Source organism: Micromonospora rosaria, from assembly GCF_001567585.1.
In the GTDB taxonomy this organism is placed as follows: Bacteria; Actinomycetota; Actinomycetes; order Mycobacteriales; family Micromonosporaceae; genus Micromonospora; species Micromonospora rosaria.
Map to the genome: position 1 here is coordinate 16,857 of NZ_LRQV01000040.1, position 17,043 is coordinate 33,899.

Sequence of the window (17,043 nt, forward strand, 5' to 3'; positions counted from 1 at the left end):
GTCCCTGTCGGTGTGCCCCTCCGCCCCAGTCACACCGGCGATCCTACGTTCCCGTCCGGCGACGGCCCACCGGCGGCGACCGCTGTTCCACGCCGACCTGCGGCGCGGCCGGAACCGGGCCGAAAGGTGAGTAAAAAGCAAGTTAACGATCTTGACTTGGGCATTGATGTCGATAAAGACTCCCATCTCATTCGAGCATGATGATCGTCGATGGGAGATCCCCGTGAGTCGCCGTGCCACCCTCCTGCACCGCCTCGGCCGGACCATCACCGCCGGTCTACTGGCCGCCGTCGCCTCCCTGGTGGCGGTGACCGCCACCGGCACCGCCGCCCAGGCCGACGGCTGCTACACCTGGGGCCGCGCGCTGTCCCAGGGCATGTCCGGCGAGGACGTCCGCCAGCTCCAGATCCGCGTCTCCGGCTACCCCGGGTACGGCGCGGTGCTCGGCCTAGACGGGGTCTTCGGCCCGGCGACCCGGTCCGCCGTGATCCGCTTCCAGCAGGCGTACGGCCTGGCCGCCGACGGGATCGCCGGGGCGCAGACCTTCGCCACCCTGTACAACCTCCAGGACGACGACTGCACCCCGGTCAACTTCACCTACGCCGAGTGGAACCGGTGTAACAGCACCTGGTCCGGCGGCGCGGTGGCGGCGGGCACGGCGCGGTTCAACGCGCTGGTCTCGATGTGGAAGCTCCAGGCCATGCGGCGGGCCCTCGGCAGCGTCCCGCTCACCATCAGCAGCGGGTTCCGCAGCACCGCCTGCAACAACGCGGTCGGCGGGATCTCCACCAGCCGGCACCTCTACGGCGACGGCGTGGACCTCGTCGGGTCGCCCTCGTTCTGCCGCCTCGCCCAGCAGGCGCGCAACCACGGCTTCACCAACATCCTCGGCCCCGGCTACGCCGGCCACAACGACCACGTCCACCTGGGCAGCACCCCGAGCCGGCACTGGTCGGCACCGAGCTGCGGGATCTGACCCCACCCCGCCCCGGCGGTAAGGAAGGGCCCCTTCTTAACACTGCGTGGTGAGAAGGGAGCCCTTCTCTACCGCAGGCGTTAAGAGGGGGCCCTTCCTTACACCTCAGGCGGCGGAGGGGCCGGCGTTGCTGCGGGAGCGGACCACGTCCAGGACGTGGGCCACCGCCTCGGCCACCGGCACCCCGTTGCGCTGCGAGCCGTCGCGGTACCGGAAGGAGACCGTGCCCGCCGCCACGTCGTCGTCCCCGGCGATCACCATGAACGGGATCTTCTGCTGCTGGGCGGTACGGATCTTCTTCTGCATCCGGTCGTCGCCGGTGTCGACCTGGGCCCGGATCCCCTCGGCGCGCAGCGCCGCGACGAAGCCGTGCAGGTACTCGGTGTGGTCCTCGCGGATCGGGATGCCGACCACCTGCACCGGGGCCAGCCACGCCGGGAACGCCCCCGCGTAGTGCTCGGTGAGCACCCCGAAGAACCGCTCGATCGAGCCGAAGAGCGCCCGGTGGATCATCACCGGCCGCTGCCGGGTACCGTCGGCGGCCTGGTACTCCAGGCCGAACCGCTCCGGCAGGTTGAAGTCGACCTGGATGGTGGACATCTGCCAGGTCCGGCCGATCGCGTCCTTGGCCTGCACGGAGATCTTCGGCCCGTAGAAGGCCGCGCCACCCGGGTCGGGCACCAGGTCCAGCCCGGACTCCTGCGCGGCGGAGCGCAGCGCCTCGGTGGCCCGCTCCCAGTTCTCGTCGGTGCCGACCGACTTCTCCGGGTTGCGGGTGGACAGCTCCAGGTAGAAGTCGTCCAGCCCGTAGTCGCGCAGCAGTTCCAGGACGAAGGCGAGCAGCGACTTCAGCTCGCCCGCCATCTGCTCCTCGCTGCAGAAGATGTGCGCGTCGTCCTGCGTCATGCCGCGCACCCGGGTCAGGCCGTGCACCACACCGGACTTCTCGTACCGGTACACCGTGCCGAACTCGAACATCCGCAGCGGCAGCTCGCGGTAGGACCGCCCCCGGGACCGGAAGATCAGGTCGTGCATCGGGCAGTTCATCGGCTTGAGGTAGTAGTTCGCGCCCTCCACCTCCATGGGCGGGAACATGCCGTCGGCGTACCAGTCGAGGTGCCCGGAGACCTCGTACAGGTGGCCCTTGGTGATGTGCGGCGTGTTCACGAACGCGTAGCCGGCCTGCTCGTGCTTGATGCGCGAGTAGTTCTCCATCTCCCGGCGGATGATCCCGCCCTTGGGGTGGAAGACCGCCAAGCCGGAGCCCAGCTCGTCGGGGAAGCTGAACAGGTCCAGGTCCACACCGAGCTTGCGGTGGTCGCGCCGGGCCGCCTCCTCCAGCAGCTTCAGGTACGCCTTCAGCTCGTCACGGGTCGGCCAGGCGGTGCCGTAGACCCGCTGGAGCTGCGGGTTCTTCTCCGAGCCCCGCCAGTACGCGGCGGCCGACCGCATCAGCTTGAACGCCCCGATCAGCCGGGTGTTCGGCAGGTGCGGGCCCCGGCACAGGTCCGACCAGCAGACCTTCTCCTCGGTCGCGGCGAGGTTGTCGTAGATGGTCAGCTCACCACCGCCGACCTCCATCACCTCGGAGGAGTCCAGCCCCTCGCCCTTGACGTCGATCAGCTCCAGCTTGAACGGCTCGGCGGCCAGCTCGGCCTTCGCCTCGTCCAGGCTGTCGAACCGCCGCCGGCGGAACCGCTGCCCGGATTTGACGATCTCCTGCATCCGCTTCTCGAGCTTGGCCAGGTCGTCCGGCTGGAACGGCTTGTCCACCGCGAAGTCGTAGTAAAAGCCGTTCTCGATCGGCGGGCCGATGCCGAGCTTGGCCTCCGGGAAGACGTCCTGCACCGCCTGGGCGAGCACGTGCGCGGTCGAGTGGCGCAGCACGTTCAGCCCGTCCGGGGTGTCCAGGGCGACCGGCTCGACGCTGGTCTCCTCGGCCGGCGCCCAGTCCAGGTCGCGGAGCTGGCCCTGCGGGTCGCGGACCACGACGATCGCCTTCGGGCCGGCCGTGGGCAGCCCGGCCGCCGCCACCGCGTCGGCCGCCGTGGTCCCGGCGGCGACGACGACGGGGTCGGCCACGACGGGGGTACGGGGTGCGGACACGGGGACTCCTCCAACGACAGGTAGCGGATGGGGCCGAGGACCGGCCCCGCCGATGCTATCGGTCCCACCCCCCACCCCCGCCACCGGGAAAGGAAGGGCCCCCTGTTAACGCCTCCGGTAGTACCGGGGCCCCCTGTTAACACCCGCCGTCGCCCCCGCGATTGAACCTTTGCCGCCCGCCGCCCGAACTACCACGTGTGGTCGGAGTCGGTACGGCCACCTGGACACCCGAGGGGGAGGCCGATCACCATGACCCGTAGCGACAGCCGGCGACGCCGGACCGGACCGCTGGCCGCTGTGGCGGTCGCCGTCGCCGGGGCGCTGGGCTGGCCCGCACCGGCGCTGGCGGCGGACGTGACGAGCACGCCGGCACAGGCCCGCCAGGGTGACCCGGTGAAGTGGGAGATCGTGGTGCCCGAGGAGCGCCCCGGCACCCGTACCCGTCAGATCGAGCTGCGGCTGCCGGCACAGACGCCGGTCGCCGAGGCGTACCCGATGTCCGTCGACGGCTGGGCACCGAGGATCACCAGCCGGACGCTGGACGAGCCGGTGGTGAGCCTGCACGGTCCCCCGGTGGGGACGGTCACCGCCGCGGTGACCTGGATCCGGGTCGGCGGCGGGGGCGGCGGCCCGCACCGGTTCGCCGTCTCGATGGGCCCGCTGCCGCAGGCCGAGCGGATGACGTTCGAGGTGGTGCAGACCTACGCGGACGGCACGGTGGTGCGCTGGGCCGACCCGGCGGGCGGGACGCACCCGGCACCGGTGCTGACCCTGCTGCCGCCGGCACCCGGCGCGGCGGGCGGCGGGGGGCACGGCGGCCACGGCAGCGGCCTCGCCGGCCCCGACGAGTACGGCGGGTCCGCCCCGTACGAGCCGACGGCGGCCGACGGCGACGGTGGCCCGAGCGCGGACGTGCTGCTGGGGGCGGGACTGCTCGCCGGCCTCGGCGGCGGGGCGGCGGTCGGCTGGCTCGGCAGCCGCTGGCGGCGACGCCACCGGCCGGCGGACGACGCCGAGCGCGGGCCCAGCCTGGCGGACGCCCTGTCCGAGATCACCCGGGGCCCGTCCGGCGACCCGGACGCCACCACCCCGCGCCCACCGGACACCGCCGGGACGGACACCACCGGGAGCGCGGCGGCGGGCGACGAGGACGGGGCGCGGGCGGAAACGGAGCCAACGGTGAGAACGACGCCGACGGCGGGAACGGAGCCGACGGCGGGAGCCGCGCGCTGACCGGTCAGCCGGCCCAGGCCGGGAGGGCCTCGCGGGCCGCCAGCCAGGCGGTGGGGACGCCCCCGGGGGTACCCACGCCGGTGTGCGCGGCCACCACCGCGCCGACGATGGCGGCCGTGGTGTCCACGTCCCCGCCCGCCTCGACGCAGGCCCGGACCGCCGCCGGGTAGTCGTCGAGGTGGGTCGCGGCGGCCCAGAGCGTGAACGGCACGGTGTCCTGCGCGACGACCCGGGAGCCGTTGCCGAGGGCGTCGACCACCTCGGCCAGCGGGCGGCCCAGCAGGCCGGCGGCGCGGCGTACCCCGTGGTGCACCTCGGTGGCCGGGTCGAGCGTCGCGGCGACCGCGGCGAGCAGCCGGGCCGGGGCCGGGCGCTCGCCGGCCAGCCGGGCACGGGCGGCGAGCGCGGCGGCCACCGCCACCGCGACCGCCCCGGTGATCCCCTCCGGGTGGCCGTGGGTCACCTCGGCGCTGGCCCGCGCCTGGGTGGCGGCCCGGGCCGGCGAGTCGGCGAAGTACGCCCCGAGCGGGCCCACCCGCATCGCCGCGCCGTTGCCGCAGGAGCCCTGCCCGTCGAAGGCGGAGGCGGCGGCCACCGGCCAGGGCGTCCCGGTCCGGATCAGGCGCAGGATGGTCACCGCGCCCGGCCCGTACCCCCGGTACGGCTCGCAGCGCTCGGCGAAGGCGCGGGCCAGCCGGTCCCGGTCGATCTCCCCCGCCCCGGCCAGTTCGGCCACCACCGAGCAGGCCATCTCGGTGTCGTCGGTCCACGACCAGGGTGCCGGGGGCAGCCGACCGGCGGCGAGGTCGGCGGGGTGGCGCCCCGGCACGAAGAACTGCGAACCGAGGGCGTCGCCGACCGAGAGGCCGGCCAGGGCGTCCCGGGCGAGGGCCAGGCGGGTGTCGGCGAAGAGGACGAATGTCATGTCCGTCCCAGCTTGCCCGGTGACCTGGTGTGCCGCAACGCGGTCAACTTGCCACGGGAAGTACGGTCGTGACGTGGCCACCGTGCTCCTGGTCGAAGACGACCACGTCGTCCGCGGCGCGATGCTGCGATCCCTGACCGACCGGGGGCACGCCGTGCACGCCGTCGGCACCGCGCTGGACGCGCTGCGCCGGGTCGCCGCGGAGACCCCCGACCTGGTCGTGCTCGACCTGGGCCTGCCCGACCTGGACGGCTCGGACGCGCTGCGCATGCTGCGCGGCATCACCGACGTGCCGATCATCATCGCCACCGCCCGCGACGACGAGCAGTCGGTGGTCCGGCTGCTGCGCGCCGGCGCGGACGACTACATGGTCAAGCCGTTCACCGGCGCCCACCTGGACGCCCGGATCACCACCGTCCTGCGCCGGGTCGGCCGGGCCAGCCGGGCCGTCGCGCCGGCCGTGCACACCGTCGGCGGCCTGCGGGTCGACGTGGGCGAACGCAGCGCCCACCTGGACGGCGAGCCCCTGGCCCTGACCCGCAAGGAATTCGACCTGTTGGCGTATCTCGCCGCGCGACCCGGCCGGGTAGTGTCCCGGCGGGAACTCTTGGAGGAGGTATGGCGGCAGCCATCGGTCGGCGAGGACCAGACGATCGACGTCCACCTGTACTGGCTCCGGCGCAAAATGGGCGAGTCCGCGGCGAAGCCCCGCTACCTGCGCACCGTGCGGGGGGTCGGATTCCGGTTGGTGGCACCCGACTGAGGGTCGCGCTGGCCTGGCTCACCGCCGGCATGTGCACCCTCATCACGCTGGCCGCCCTGGTCCCCCTCGGCTTCACCCTGGCGGACCAGGCCCGGGAGCGGGCCCTCGCCGACGCCGCCCGGCGCAGCGCGCTGGTCACCGGCGCGCTCACGGTCAGCACCGACCCGGCCGCCGTCGACCGCGCCGTCGCGGCCACCGGCGGCGACCCGCAGACCCGACCCGTCGTGCACGGTCTCGGGGACGGGCCGGCCACGTCCCGGGCCGACCCGGCCGACCTCGCCACCGCCGGCGCCGACCGGCGGCCGGTGGTCGTCGACGTGCCCGGCGGGGTGGTCCGCCTCGACCCGGTGGTGCTCGGCGGGACGGTCGCGGTGGTCGAGGTCTTCGTGCCCGACGCCGACCTGGCCGGGGACGTCGGCGGACGCTGGTGGCTGCTGGCGGCGGTGGCCGCCGCGCTGGTGGCCGCCGCGGTGATCCTGGTGGACCGGATCGCGGCGCGGACCGTCGACTCGGCCCGGGAGCTGACCAGGGCGGCGCTCGCGGTGGGCGACGGCGACCCGGGGGTACGTCTCGATCCGGGCGGCCCCCGCGAGCTGGCCGAGGCCGGGTACGCGTTCAACCGGATGGCGGACCGGCTGGTGGTCTCCCGCGCCGACGAACGGGAACTGGTGGCCGACCTGTCGCACCGGCTGCGTACCCCGTTGACGGTGCTGCGGCTGGACGCCGAGGCGCTGGAGTCCGACGACACCAGCGTCGGGGCGTTCAGCCAGGCGGAGTTGGACCGTCGCCGGGGCATCCGGCGGATCCGCCAGGCGATCGTCACCCTGGAGGGCGAGGTCGACGAGCTGATCAAGACCACCCGCAGGGTGGTCACCCAGGAGACCGCGCCGGCCACCTGTGACGTCAGCGAGGTGGTCCGGGACCGGATGGTGTTCTGGGCGGCCCTCGCCGGTGACCAGCATCGCCCGCACCGGGTCACCGGGGCCCAGCTCCGGATCCCGGTACCGGTGGCGCGGGCCGAGCTGGCCGCCGCCCTGGACGCGGTGATCGGCAACGTCTTCCGGTACACCCCGCAGGGGACGGCGTTCGAGGTGGCCGTCTCCCGGCGGGACGGGTACGTGGCGGTCCGCATCGACGACGCCGGCCCCGGCATCCCCGACCCCGACCGGGCGCTGCGCCGGGGCGCCAGCGACCAGGGCTCCACCGGCCTGGGGCTGGACATCGCCAGGCGGGTCGCGTTGCAGGCCAACGGCTCGGTGAGCATCGACCGGGCCCGGTTGGGCGGGGCCAGCGTGGTGATGCTGCTGACCGACCCGGAGGCGACCCCCCGCCAGGTCAACCGCTTCGGTCTGGTCGGGCGGATGACCCGGGAGGTCCGGGAGCCGCGCAGCGGCCCCCGGCGCTGGCTGCGGCGGCGCACCGGCGGCGACTGACCGGGGCGTCAACTGTGCCGGAACGCAAGTTTTTCTTAGCTTCGGCTTAACCGCGCCCCCGGACGTCCGCGCCGGTGCCATGCTCACTGACGAACCCATCAGTTCCACCGGCTGACTGCCTGCAACACCCACCGGCCGGTGCAGCCGTGCGTGCGGCGGGAGCCATGGTCCCCCACACCTGCTCCCGCCGCTCGCCGCATCCTGCTCCCGCCGCTCGCCGCAACCGGCGGACGGTCCGCCCGCCGCTCAGCGGGGGGCGGTCGCCAGGTAGCCGTCGATCTCGGCGTGCAGACGCGCCTGGTCGGCCGGGGCGAGGAAGGCCGCCGACACCGCGTCGCGGGCCAGCCGGGCCACCCCCTCCGGACCGAGGCCGAGCAGCCGGGCCGCCACCGCGTACTCGTCGTTGAGGGTGGTGCCGAACATCGGCGGGTCGTCGGAGTTGATGGTGACCGGCACGCCGGCCTCGACCAGCCGGGGCAGCGGGTGCACGTCCAGGCCGGTCACCGCCCGGGTCCGGATGTTCGAGGTGGGACAGACCTCCAGCGGGATCCCCCGCTCGGCGAGGTACGCCATCAGCTCCGGGTCGGCGGCGGCGGAGATGCCGTGCCCGATCCGTTCGGCGCCCAGGTCGCGCAGCGCGGACCAGATCGTCTCCGGCCCGGTGGTCTCCCCGGCGTGCGGCACCGACCGGAGCCCCGCCGCCCGCGCCCGGTCGAAGTACGGCTTGAACTGGGGCCGGGGCACGCCGATCTCCGGGCCGCCGAGACCGAAGCTGACCAACCCGTCCGGCCGCTGCTCCAGCGCGATCCGCAGGGTCTCCTCGGCCGCCGGCAGCCCGGCCTCGCCGGGGATGTCGAAGCACCAGCGCATGGCGAGGCCGAAGTCGGCCTCGGCCCGCTTGCGGGCGTCCTCGATCGCCTCGCAGAACGCCGGGGCGGGGATGCCCCGGCGGACGTGGGAGTAGGGCGTGATGGTCAGCTCCACGTACCGGACCTGCTGGCGGGCCAGTTCCCGGGCCACCTCGTGGGTGAGGATCCAGACGTCCTCCGGGTCGCGGACCAGGTCGACGACGCTCAGGTAGACCTCGATGAAGTGGGCGAAGTCCCGGAAGGCGAAGTAGTCGGCGAGGGCGTCCGGGTCCGCCGGCACCGGGCTGCGCCCCTCGTGCCGGGCGGCCAGCTCGGCCACGATCCGGGGCGAGGCGGAGCCGACGTGGTGCACGTGCAGCTCCACCTTGGGCAGCGCGGCGATGAAAGTGGACAGGTCGGTCACGGATTCTCCTCTGCGCGGGCGCCGACACGGGCGACGAAGCAGACACGACGGCACGGAACGGACGCATCTGCCCCGGGCGTACCGGCTCCCGCTCGGGCCGGGCACCCGGCCCGGACCGGTGGCAGGTGCGCCCCGCCAGTCTCCCAGGCCCCGACCCCCCAGGCGCTACCGGCCGGCGGGGCCGGGCTCGTGATGCGCGGACCGCCACCGCCTCACTAGGCTCGGACGAATGGAGAAGCGGAGCTTTGACCGACTCGGCCGGTCCGTCGGGGTCGTCGGACTCGGCGCCTGGCAACTCGGCGCCGACTGGGGCGAGGTGAGCGACCCGACGGCGCTGGCGCTGCTGCACGCCGCCGTCGACGCCGGGGTGACCTTCCTCGACACCGCCGACGTCTACGGCGACGGGCGCAGCGAGCGCCTGATCGGCCGGTTCCTGCGGGAGCGTGGCGACGCCGGCCTGACGGTGGCCACCAAGATGGGGCGGCGGGTGCCGCAGACCCCCGAGGCGTACACCCTGGAGAACTTCCGCGCCTGGACCGACCGGTCCCGGGCCAACCTGGGCGTGGAGACCCTCGACCTGGTCCAGTTGCACTGCCCGCCCACCCCGGTCTTCGCCGACGACGCGGTCTTCGACGCGCTGGACACCCTGGTCGCCGAGAAGCGCGTCGCCGGGTACGGGGTCAGCGTCGAGACCTGCGAACAGGCGCTCACCGCCATCGCCCGCCCCGGCGTGGCCAGCGTGCAGATCATCCTCAACGCGGTCCGGCTCAAGCCCCTCGACCGCGTCCTGCCGGCCGCCGCGGCGGCCGGGGTGGGCATCATCGCCCGGGTACCGCTCGCCAGTGGACTCCTCTCCGGCCGGTACGACGAGCACACCACCTTCCCCGCCGACGACCACCGCACCTACAACCGGCACGGCGAGGCGTTCGACGTCGGGGAGACGTTCTCCGGTGTCGACTACGACCTCGGGCTGGCCGCCGTGCGCCGGCTGGCCCCGCTGCGTGGTCCTGATCGGACACTGGCCCAGTTCGCGCTGCGCTGGATCGTCGACCAGCCGGGCGTCACCGTCGTCATCCCCGGCGCGCGCGACGCCGAGCAGGCGCGGCTCAACGCCGCCACCGCGGACCAGCCGCCGCTCACCGCAACGGAACTGGCCGCGGTCCGCGACACCTACGACGAGCTGATCCGGCCGCAGGTGCACCACCGGTGGTGACCGGTGGCGGCGTGGCGCCCGTCGCCGGCACCGGGCCGGGGCAGGCTGGCGCAGGTGACGCGGACGGCGTCGGGGTGAAGGAGGAGACGGTGAAAGGTTGGCTCGCGCTCACGCTCGGCCTGCTCGCGGTGGTCGTCGGCGCGCTCTGGACGGTGCAGGGCCTCGGCTACGTCAGCGGCAGCCTGATGACCGACCAACGGATCTGGGCGGTGGTCGGCCCGGTCCTCGTCGTGGCCGGGCTCGCGACGCTCTGGTGGGGACTGCGCTCCCGACGCCACCGCGCCTGACGCCGGACGGCCCGGGGTCGCCGCGCGGGTCGGGTCCGGTCCCGACCCGCGCCGCCCCGGGCGGCCGGGGGCGAGGACGGCGGCCGGGGGCGAGGATGCGGAAAGCCCCGCATCCCTTCGGGACGCGGGGCTTCAACGTGAGCCAGCCGGCCGGCTCACGCCGACGGCCGGCGACTGCCGGCCCAGTGGTGCTCAGATGGGGCGAACCTGCTCAGCCTGCGGGCCCTTCTGGCCCTGGGCGATCTCGAACTCCACCCGCTGGTTCTCCTCCAGCGTGCGGTAGCCGCTGGTCTGGATCGCCGAGAAGTGGACGAACACGTCAGCACCCCCGCCGTCGACGGTGATGAAGCCGAAGCCCTTGTCTGCGTTGAACCACTTCACGGTTCCCTGCGCCATGTGTATCTCCTTCTAAAACTGGCGGCCGAGCACGCCGTGCGGCCGATTGGCCGTTTTCGAGCAGCGGCGCCTGAGGCGGCCCCCTGTGCAAGGAGACTTCTCTCAACCCACGCTGTCTCGCAACAGCGTGGAAAGCAAACCACGTACGCAAAAACTCTGCACAGCCTACCCGATGAAATTCTCCGACATGTGACCTGACCGATGCCTCAATTCTCCGCACCGACCCGGCCACGCCACCGAAAAGACCCCCTCCGCCGCAGGTCAGGGAGGGGGTCTTCGACGATGCCGGGTCAGTCCGGCCAGCGCCCGGTCAGCCGGCGTACACCCACCGCGCCGCCCCGGTCCACGGCCGCGCGGACCACCGAGAAGATCGCGCCCTGCAACGCCGCGGCGGCCAGCACCTCGCCCCAGCCACGGTCCTCGTCGGTGGCGCTCGGGGCCTCACCGTCACCGGCGGTCAGCTTCCACACCTGGCGGAAAACGACGCCGGCCACCGCACCCGCGGCGAACCCCAGCAACACCCCGACGGGCCGGTAGACGGCCTTGTTGATGCCCTTGCTCACCGACGCCTCCCCCGGACGATCAACAGCACGACAACGGCCGCCACCGTACCGGCGGCCATCGCCGCCCACGGCAGCGGGTTGCGGCGGACCTGAGCGCCCGTCTCGTACGCCCGGCCGCGCGCCACCCCGGCGGTGTGCGCCGCCTGCCCGCGTACCCGGGCCACGGTCTGCGCGGCCTGCTCGCGCATCCGCTCCTTCGCCTGGTCGGCGGACTCCTTCAGGCGGGCCTTGACGTCGGCCTTGGCCGCCAGCGCCTCCACCGTCTCGCCGAGTTCCATCCGGGTCCGCCGGATCTCCGCGCGCAGCGCCTCGGTGTTCCCGGTGCCGTTGCCCGTCATGGCCGACCCCTGTCCTTCACCGCCGCGGTGATCGTGTCCACGTCCGCCTGGACGCTGCGCACCGCCGCCGCCGGCACCGGCGGGACGGCCTGCTTGACCTGCTTCCTGCCGGCCAGCGCGAGGATGCCGGCCACCGCGAAGAGCAGCACCGCCACGATCAGCGCGGCCAGCCACGCGGCGATCCAGGTCGCCAGCAGGAGCACCACGGCGGCGATCAGTACGCCCAGCCCGTACAGGGCCAGCGCTCCGCCCCCGCCGAAAAGGCCCACCCCGATGCCGGCATGCTTGCCCTTCTCCGTCAACTCCGCCCGTGCCAGCGCCAACTCGTCCCGGATCAGTCGGGACACCTGCTCGGTCCCCCGCTGCACCAGTTCCGCGGTGGACGGCTCACCCCCGGCCCGGGACGTGCGGGAAGTCGCCACGTCAGCCATGCTGCCCTCCTTTCGTCATCACCGCGCTGTATGCCCGGAGCAGCCACCCGTCAATCCTGCGTACCGGTCCGGGCCACCGGCAGCCACCGGAACCGGCCGGTGCGTCGGTCGGTAGGGCAGCAGGTCCCCACCAACGGCCCGGTCAAACCCGGTACGGGGCGCAGACCGCCCGGCAGGTGCAACGCCGGCACGCCCGGGGAGGTCACGACCCGGCGGTACCAGCGGTCTCAGGGCGGGCCCCGACCCGCGCCACCAGGCAGCCGGGGGGATCAGGGGCGGGTCTCGACGCGGCCGTTCGGGACGTCGCCGGGGCGCTGCGGCGGGCCGGCGGCGAGCGGCGCGGCGGCGGGCTCGGCGTCCTCGGCCGGGCCGACGAACGCCTCGCTGCGGGCCTCGCCGTCGTCGCTGCCGCCGAAGAGCCGGGCGTCGTCCGGCGGGTTGCCCTCGGTGGGGCGGGGGGCCGGGCGACGGCGGGGCGCGACGCTCTGCCAGGGCAGCGCGCCGGACTCGTCGCCCACCTCGGTACGCATCCGGGGCAGGGCGGTGGGACGGTGGTCGCGGACCCAGGCGACCAGGTGCTCGCGGACCAGGCAGCGCAGGTCCCAGAGGCTGCCGGAGTCCGCCGCGCTGACCAGTGCCCGGATCTGGATGGCGCCCCCGGTGGCGTCGACCACCTGCAGGACGCAGACCCGCCCGTCCCACAGGTCGCTGCCCTCCACCACCCGGCGCAGTTCCTCCCGCATGGCCTGCACCGGCACCGACCAGTCGACGTCGAACATGGCGGTGCCGAGCACCGCCGCCTCGGTGCGGGTCCAGTTCTGGAAGGGGGTGCTGGTGAAGTAGGAGGTGGGCAGGACCAGCCGGCGGTCGTCCCAGATCTGCACCACCACGTAGCTGAGGGTCAGCTCCTCGATCCGGCCCCACTCCCCCTCCACGACCACCACGTCGTCGAGGCGGACCGCGTCGCTGAAGGCGAGCTGGAGACCGGCGAAGACGTTGCCGAGCAGGCTCTGCGCGGCCAGGGCGGCGACCACACCGGCGACACCGGCGGAGGTCAGCACACCGGCGCCGACCCCCCGCACGGCGGGGAAGGTCATCAGCATCACGCCGACGGTGAGGATCACGATCACCGCGATGGTGAGCCGGCGCAGCATCACCACCTGGGTCCGTACCCGCCGGGCGTGCCGGTTGTTCGGCACGTCCACCCGGAACCGGGCCAGGGCGGTGTCCTCCACCACCACCAGCAGGGAGGCGACCAGCCAGGCGGTGCTGGCGATCACGCAGAGCACCAGCAGGTGCAGCACCACCTGCCGCCACCCGGTGCCCACCGCGTACCCGGTGCTGAACCGGACGGCGAACTGCACGGCGAGCACGACCGCGGCCACCTGGAAGGACCGGTGCGCGTGCTCGGTCAGCTCGATCAGCAGCCGGGACCGCCGGCCGAACCGCCGCATCAGCCGGTGTACCACCTCGACCAGCACCAACGCGGCCGTCGCCGCGCCGAGCGCGACGACGACCGTCGTGAGGTAGTTCTGCACCAGTTCCTCTCCCTCCGACCTGGGCGGCCATGTCAGCACGAAGGCCCAATGGTGCCCGGTGCCCCCGGAATCGACCAGATCAGATCAGACCAGTGCGGATCAGACCTTGCGGTACCGGGACTGGAGGAAGCAGTAGACGCCGAAGGCGGCGATGCCCAGGGCGACGAGGCCGAGCAGAATGGTGCCGAAGGGCTGGTCCCGCAGGGTCCGCAGGGCGGCGTCCAGGCCCCGGGCCTTCTCGGGGTCGTAGGTGACGGCGGCCACCACGACCAGCGCACCGGCGACGGCGAAGGCGGAGCCACGGGCGGCGTACCCGGCCATGCCGAGCTTCCGGGCGAGCTCGCGCGTCTTGGCGCTCATCTCACCGGTCTTGAGGTTCTTCTCGAACTTCTTCTTGATGCCGTAGATCGCCTGGCCGATGCCGATGCCGGCGACCACCAGGCCGACGAACCCGACCAGCCAGCGGCCACCGGTGGACTCCATCAGCCTGGCGGTGATGTCCTCCTGCTGGTCGGCGCTGTTGGAGGAGGAGGCGCTGGAGACGACCCGGTAGGCGGTGAAGGCGAACCAGCCGTAGACCAGGGTCCGGGCGGCCGAGAGCACCCGCTCGACGGTACGGCGGTTGCCCTGCTCGCTGATGTGGCCGACGGCGGCCTGGGTGGCCTGCCACAGGGCCATGGCGACCATGCCGACCCCGATGGCGATGACGATGAACTTGCCCATGGGCTGGGCGGCGAGGGTGCGCAGGGCACCCGACTGGTCACCGTCGTCCGGCGAGCTGCCGAAGGCGATCTGGAGGGCCAGCCAGGCGAACAGCAGGTGTACGACCCCGTAGCCGATGAATCCGGCCCGGGCGAGGAGTTCGAGCCACCGGCTGTTCGCCGTACGGGAGGCGGTGGCTTCGGCGTTCCGGGTGAGAGACATGGCGCCTCAATCTCCGGATGCGAAGATTCCCAAACGTCGGTCCCCGCGGTGACAGGGGGCGGGCGTCAGCCCTCCGGATTGCGCGACACGCGGATCTTGACCTGCTCGTCGGTGACGCTGTCCAGGGTGACGGCGAAGCCGGCGATCTCGGTCGCCTGCTGGCCGATGGTGAGCGACAGCCGCTCCCCGGCGATCTCCACGGTCGCCTGGTCGCCCTCGGCGCCGACCAACCGGGTCTCGATGCCGAGGATGGTGGCGTTCGCCTCGACGCCCCGGTCGAAGGTGACCGTGCACTGGTCCAGCCCACAGTCGGTGGACGCGCCCTCCGAGCTGCATCCGGTGAGCAGGGCGACGCCGAGTGCCAGGCCGGCCAGCAGGCCGGCGGCCCGGCGGATGGGGGTGCGGGGGAAGGTACCGGGTCGCTTCGTCACGCCGCCCAGGGTACGAGACGCCGGCGAGCCTGGACAGGCTTCGTGATCATCTTCCGGTCGGCGCGGTCGGATGGATCCCCGCCGAACCGGGCCCGTCGGCACCACGACCGGGCCACAATGACCAGGTGGGTTACCTGGTCACCGACGAACCGGCCCGCCGCCGCTTCGAGATCCTGGTCGACGACGCGCTGGCCGGGTTCACCACGTACGAGCCGCGCGGCGAGGTGCTGGTGTTCACCCACACCGAGGTCGATCCACGGTTCCAGGACCAGGGCGTCGGCTCCGCGTTGATCCGCGCCACCCTCGACCAGATCCGGGACCGGGGCGGCCGGATCGTCGTCCACTGCCCCTTCGTGGCCGCCTTCGTCGACCGCCACCCCGAGTACCGCCCGCTCACCACCACCCCGTGACCCCCGCCCCGTCATGGTCACCGGATCAGGTGGGGGCCGGGGACGGGGTGGTCAGGGTCGGGCCTGAGCCCGCTGAGCCCGCGCGGCGAGGGGCTCAGCCGGCGCCGGTGAGCAGTTCGACGGCCGCGCGGCTGGCGACCCGGGTGGCCCCGTGGGTGGCCAGGTGCAGTCGACCCACGACCAGCGCCGGTACGCCCAGTTCGACCACGACCGCGTCGGGCCGCGCGGCCAGGGCACGCTCGACCGCCGCCCGCATCCACCCGTGCCGGTGCAGGTCACGGACGACGAGGACCAGCGGCCGGCCGGCCGACCCGGCGGCCGGGTCGGCCGGCACGTCGGACTCGGCGAACCGCACGCCGGTGGTCCCGGGCACCAGGTCGGCCAGGGGCGCGGCGAGCCCCCACGGCGTCTCCGGCCCGATCGCGATGTTGCGCGGCGGCTCGAACTCCACCACGTGCGCCGGGCCGGACAGCGGCAGCGGCAGGGCGCCGGAGCGGTCGACGGTCAGCCGGATCGCCCGGCGGGCGGCGACCAGCCCCACCGGATTCTCGCCGGCGGGCCGGTCGGTCGGCCCGGGGCGGGCCGACCGGGCGGCGGTGCTCCAGGCGGCGAGCTGACCGACCCGCTTGGCGGCCTCGGCGAGCCGTTCCTCGGGCAGGTCCCCGGCGGCGACGGCGGCGACGATGGCGTCGCGCAGGTGCCGGGCGGTCGCCTCGTCGGCGTGCTCACCGCCGACGCAGATCGCGTCGGCCCCGGCGGCCAGCGCCCGGACCGCCGCCCCGGCCAGGCCGTACCGGCCGGCGACCGCCCGCATCTCGATCGCGTCGGTGACCACCACGCCCTGGAAGCCCAGTTCGTCACGGAGCAGGGTGCCGAGGATCCGGGGGCTGAGCGTGGCCGGCAGGTCCCGGTCGAGGGCCGGCACCAGCAGGTGCCCGGTCATCACCGCCTGCACCCCGGCGGCCACCGCCGCCCGGAACGGGGCCAGTTCCACGGCGTCGAGCCGCTCCCGGTCGGCGAGGATGGCGGGCAGGTCGTGGTGCGAGTCGACCCGGGTGTCGCCGTGGCCGGGGAAGTGCTTCGCGCAGGCGGCCACCCCGCCGGCCTGCAACCCGCGTACCCAGGCGGCGGTGTGCCGGGCGGCCAGGTCGGCGTCGGCACCGAAGGCGCGTACCCCGATCACGGGGTTGTCCGGGTTGGAGTTGACGTCCGCGTCGGGGGCGAAGTTCAGGGTGATGCCGGCGGCGGCCAGCTCGGTGCCGAGGTCGTGGGCCACCTCCTCGGTCAGCGCCGGGTCGTCCACCACGCCGAGCGCCAGGTTGCCCGGCCGGGAACTGCCCCGGGCGGACTCGAACCGGGTGACGTCGCCGGCCTCCTCGTCGATCGCGACGAGCACGTCCGGGCGCTCGGCGCGCAGGCCGGCGGTGAGCGCCGCGACCTGGTCCGGATCGACCACGTTGCGGGCGAAGAGCACCACCGCGCCGAGTCCCTCGCCGAGCCACCGGCAGACCCAGGGCGGCGGGGTGGTGCCGACGAAGCCGGGTTGCAGGACGGCCGCCGCCAGGGCGTCGAGGCCGTTCGCCGGAGCACTCATGCCGACACCTCTCCGTGGCCGGCGCGGGCCGGTACCGCGCCGGACTGGACGATCCACTCGCTCATGCGGTGCGCGTACCCCCGTCTCCTGCCGTTCCCGCGGGTCGACCACCTGCGGGGCCCTGCCATGGTCACACCGCACCCACAAATAGTCAAGAAACTTTACTGTTAGCCGGTGGCGGCCGGCGCGGCGGCGTGACACAGTTCGACG

Annotated in this window: 17 protein-coding genes and 1 pseudogene; 7 read left to right on the top strand and 11 right to left on the bottom strand. The window is 73.8% G+C overall.

What is annotated here, in order from left to right; translation table 11 throughout:
* The first annotated feature begins 223 nt into the window (after positions 1-223).
* Positions 224-976, top strand: coding sequence for a D-Ala-D-Ala carboxypeptidase family metallohydrolase (locus AWW66_RS13320; protein ID WP_245648243.1), 753 nt, complete (start codon positions 224-226; stop codon positions 974-976).
* Positions 977-1,081: 105 nt separating this feature from the next.
* Here the strand turns inward: AWW66_RS13320 and thrS are convergent, their stop codons facing one another.
* A complete protein-coding gene (gene thrS, locus AWW66_RS13325; protein WP_067365013.1) occupies positions 1,082-3,082 on the bottom strand; it encodes a threonine--tRNA ligase in 2,001 nt (666 codons plus the stop codon).
* A 249-nt stretch (positions 3,083-3,331) separates the two neighbouring features.
* Between thrS and AWW66_RS13330 the strand changes: the two genes are divergently transcribed.
* Positions 3,332-4,315 carry a DUF1775 domain-containing protein gene (locus AWW66_RS13330; protein WP_083978465.1) on the top strand — a complete coding sequence of 328 codons (984 nt, stop codon included), beginning with the start codon at positions 3,332-3,334 and terminating at the stop codon, positions 4,313-4,315.
* A 4-nt stretch (positions 4,316-4,319) separates the two neighbouring features.
* On the opposite strand, the gene AWW66_RS13335 is transcribed toward AWW66_RS13330, so the two are convergent.
* A complete protein-coding gene (locus AWW66_RS13335; RefSeq protein WP_067365018.1) occupies positions 4,320-5,240 on the bottom strand; it encodes an ADP-ribosylglycohydrolase family protein in 921 nt (306 codons plus the stop codon).
* 73 nt (positions 5,241-5,313) lie between these two features.
* Here AWW66_RS13335 and AWW66_RS13340 point away from each other — a divergent pair, with 73 nt between their 5' ends.
* Together AWW66_RS13340 and AWW66_RS13345 are read left to right on the top strand one after the other, a co-directional pair.
* Entirely contained in the window at positions 5,314-6,003 is a 690-nt protein-coding gene (locus tag AWW66_RS13340; protein ID WP_067365021.1) for a response regulator transcription factor, read from the top strand.
* Positions 6,004-6,032: 29 nt separating this feature from the next.
* Positions 6,033-7,436, top strand: a complete 1,404-nt coding sequence (locus AWW66_RS13345) for a HAMP domain-containing sensor histidine kinase (RefSeq protein ID WP_083978466.1) — start codon at positions 6,033-6,035, stop codon at positions 7,434-7,436.
* A gap of 246 nt (positions 7,437-7,682) precedes the next feature.
* Here the strand turns inward: AWW66_RS13345 and AWW66_RS13350 are convergent, their stop codons facing one another.
* Positions 7,683-8,708, bottom strand: a complete 1,026-nt coding sequence (locus tag AWW66_RS13350) for an adenosine deaminase (protein WP_067365024.1) — start codon at positions 8,706-8,708, stop codon at positions 7,683-7,685.
* A gap of 229 nt (positions 8,709-8,937) precedes the next feature.
* Here AWW66_RS13350 and AWW66_RS13355 point away from each other — a divergent pair, with 229 nt between their 5' ends.
* Together AWW66_RS13355 and AWW66_RS13360 are read left to right on the top strand one after the other, a co-directional pair.
* On the top strand, positions 8,938-9,921 hold the full coding sequence (locus tag AWW66_RS13355) for an aldo/keto reductase (RefSeq protein ID WP_067365027.1): 984 nt from the start codon (positions 8,938-8,940) through the stop codon (positions 9,919-9,921).
* 89 nt (positions 9,922-10,010) lie between these two features.
* Positions 10,011-10,208, top strand: a complete 198-nt coding sequence (locus AWW66_RS13360) for a hypothetical protein (RefSeq protein ID WP_067365085.1) — start codon at positions 10,011-10,013, stop codon at positions 10,206-10,208.
* Between the two features lie 192 nt (positions 10,209-10,400).
* Here AWW66_RS13360 and AWW66_RS13365 read toward each other — a convergent pair whose 3' ends face one another.
* The 7 genes and pseudogenes from AWW66_RS13365 to AWW66_RS13395 form a co-directional block, all read right to left on the bottom strand.
* On the bottom strand, positions 10,401-10,604 hold the full coding sequence (locus AWW66_RS13365; RefSeq protein WP_007075740.1) for a cold-shock protein: 204 nt from the start codon (positions 10,602-10,604) through the stop codon (positions 10,401-10,403).
* 290 nt (positions 10,605-10,894) lie between these two features.
* Positions 10,895-11,167 carry a DUF4235 domain-containing protein gene (locus AWW66_RS13370; RefSeq protein WP_067365030.1) on the bottom strand — a complete coding sequence of 91 codons (273 nt, stop codon included), beginning with the start codon at positions 11,165-11,167 and terminating at the stop codon, positions 10,895-10,897.
* Positions 11,164-11,505, bottom strand: a complete 342-nt coding sequence (locus AWW66_RS13375; protein WP_067365033.1) for a DUF3618 domain-containing protein — start codon at positions 11,503-11,505, stop codon at positions 11,164-11,166. The genes AWW66_RS13370 and AWW66_RS13375 overlap by 4 nt, the downstream gene beginning before the upstream one ends.
* Entirely contained in the window at positions 11,502-11,936 is a 435-nt protein-coding gene (locus tag AWW66_RS13380; RefSeq protein WP_067365036.1) for a phage holin family protein, read from the bottom strand. The genes AWW66_RS13375 and AWW66_RS13380 overlap by 4 nt, the downstream gene beginning before the upstream one ends.
* Positions 11,937-12,286: 350 nt before the next feature.
* Positions 12,287-13,474 (bottom strand): annotated as a pseudogene (locus AWW66_RS13385) (mechanosensitive ion channel family protein); the annotation flags it as partial.
* A 99-nt stretch (positions 13,475-13,573) separates the two neighbouring features.
* The gene (locus AWW66_RS13390) at positions 13,574-14,398 is read right to left on the bottom strand and encodes a DUF1206 domain-containing protein (protein ID WP_067365039.1); all 825 of its coding nucleotides are present in this window, start codon (positions 14,396-14,398) and stop codon (positions 13,574-13,576) included.
* A 65-nt stretch (positions 14,399-14,463) separates the two neighbouring features.
* Entirely contained in the window at positions 14,464-14,829 is a 366-nt protein-coding gene (locus AWW66_RS13395) for a hypothetical protein (RefSeq protein WP_067365042.1), read from the bottom strand.
* Between the two features lie 125 nt (positions 14,830-14,954).
* Here AWW66_RS13395 and AWW66_RS13400 point away from each other — a divergent pair, with 125 nt between their 5' ends.
* Positions 14,955-15,239: a GNAT family N-acetyltransferase gene (locus tag AWW66_RS13400; RefSeq protein ID WP_067365044.1), complete on the top strand. Its 285-nt coding sequence runs from the start codon at positions 14,955-14,957 to the stop codon at positions 15,237-15,239.
* 94 nt (positions 15,240-15,333) lie between these two features.
* On the opposite strand, the gene AWW66_RS13405 is transcribed toward AWW66_RS13400, so the two are convergent.
* Positions 15,334-16,833: a glycoside hydrolase family 3 protein gene (locus AWW66_RS13405; RefSeq protein ID WP_067365047.1), complete on the bottom strand. Its 1,500-nt coding sequence runs from the start codon at positions 16,831-16,833 to the stop codon at positions 15,334-15,336.
* Between the last annotated feature and the right edge of the window lie 210 nt (positions 16,834-17,043).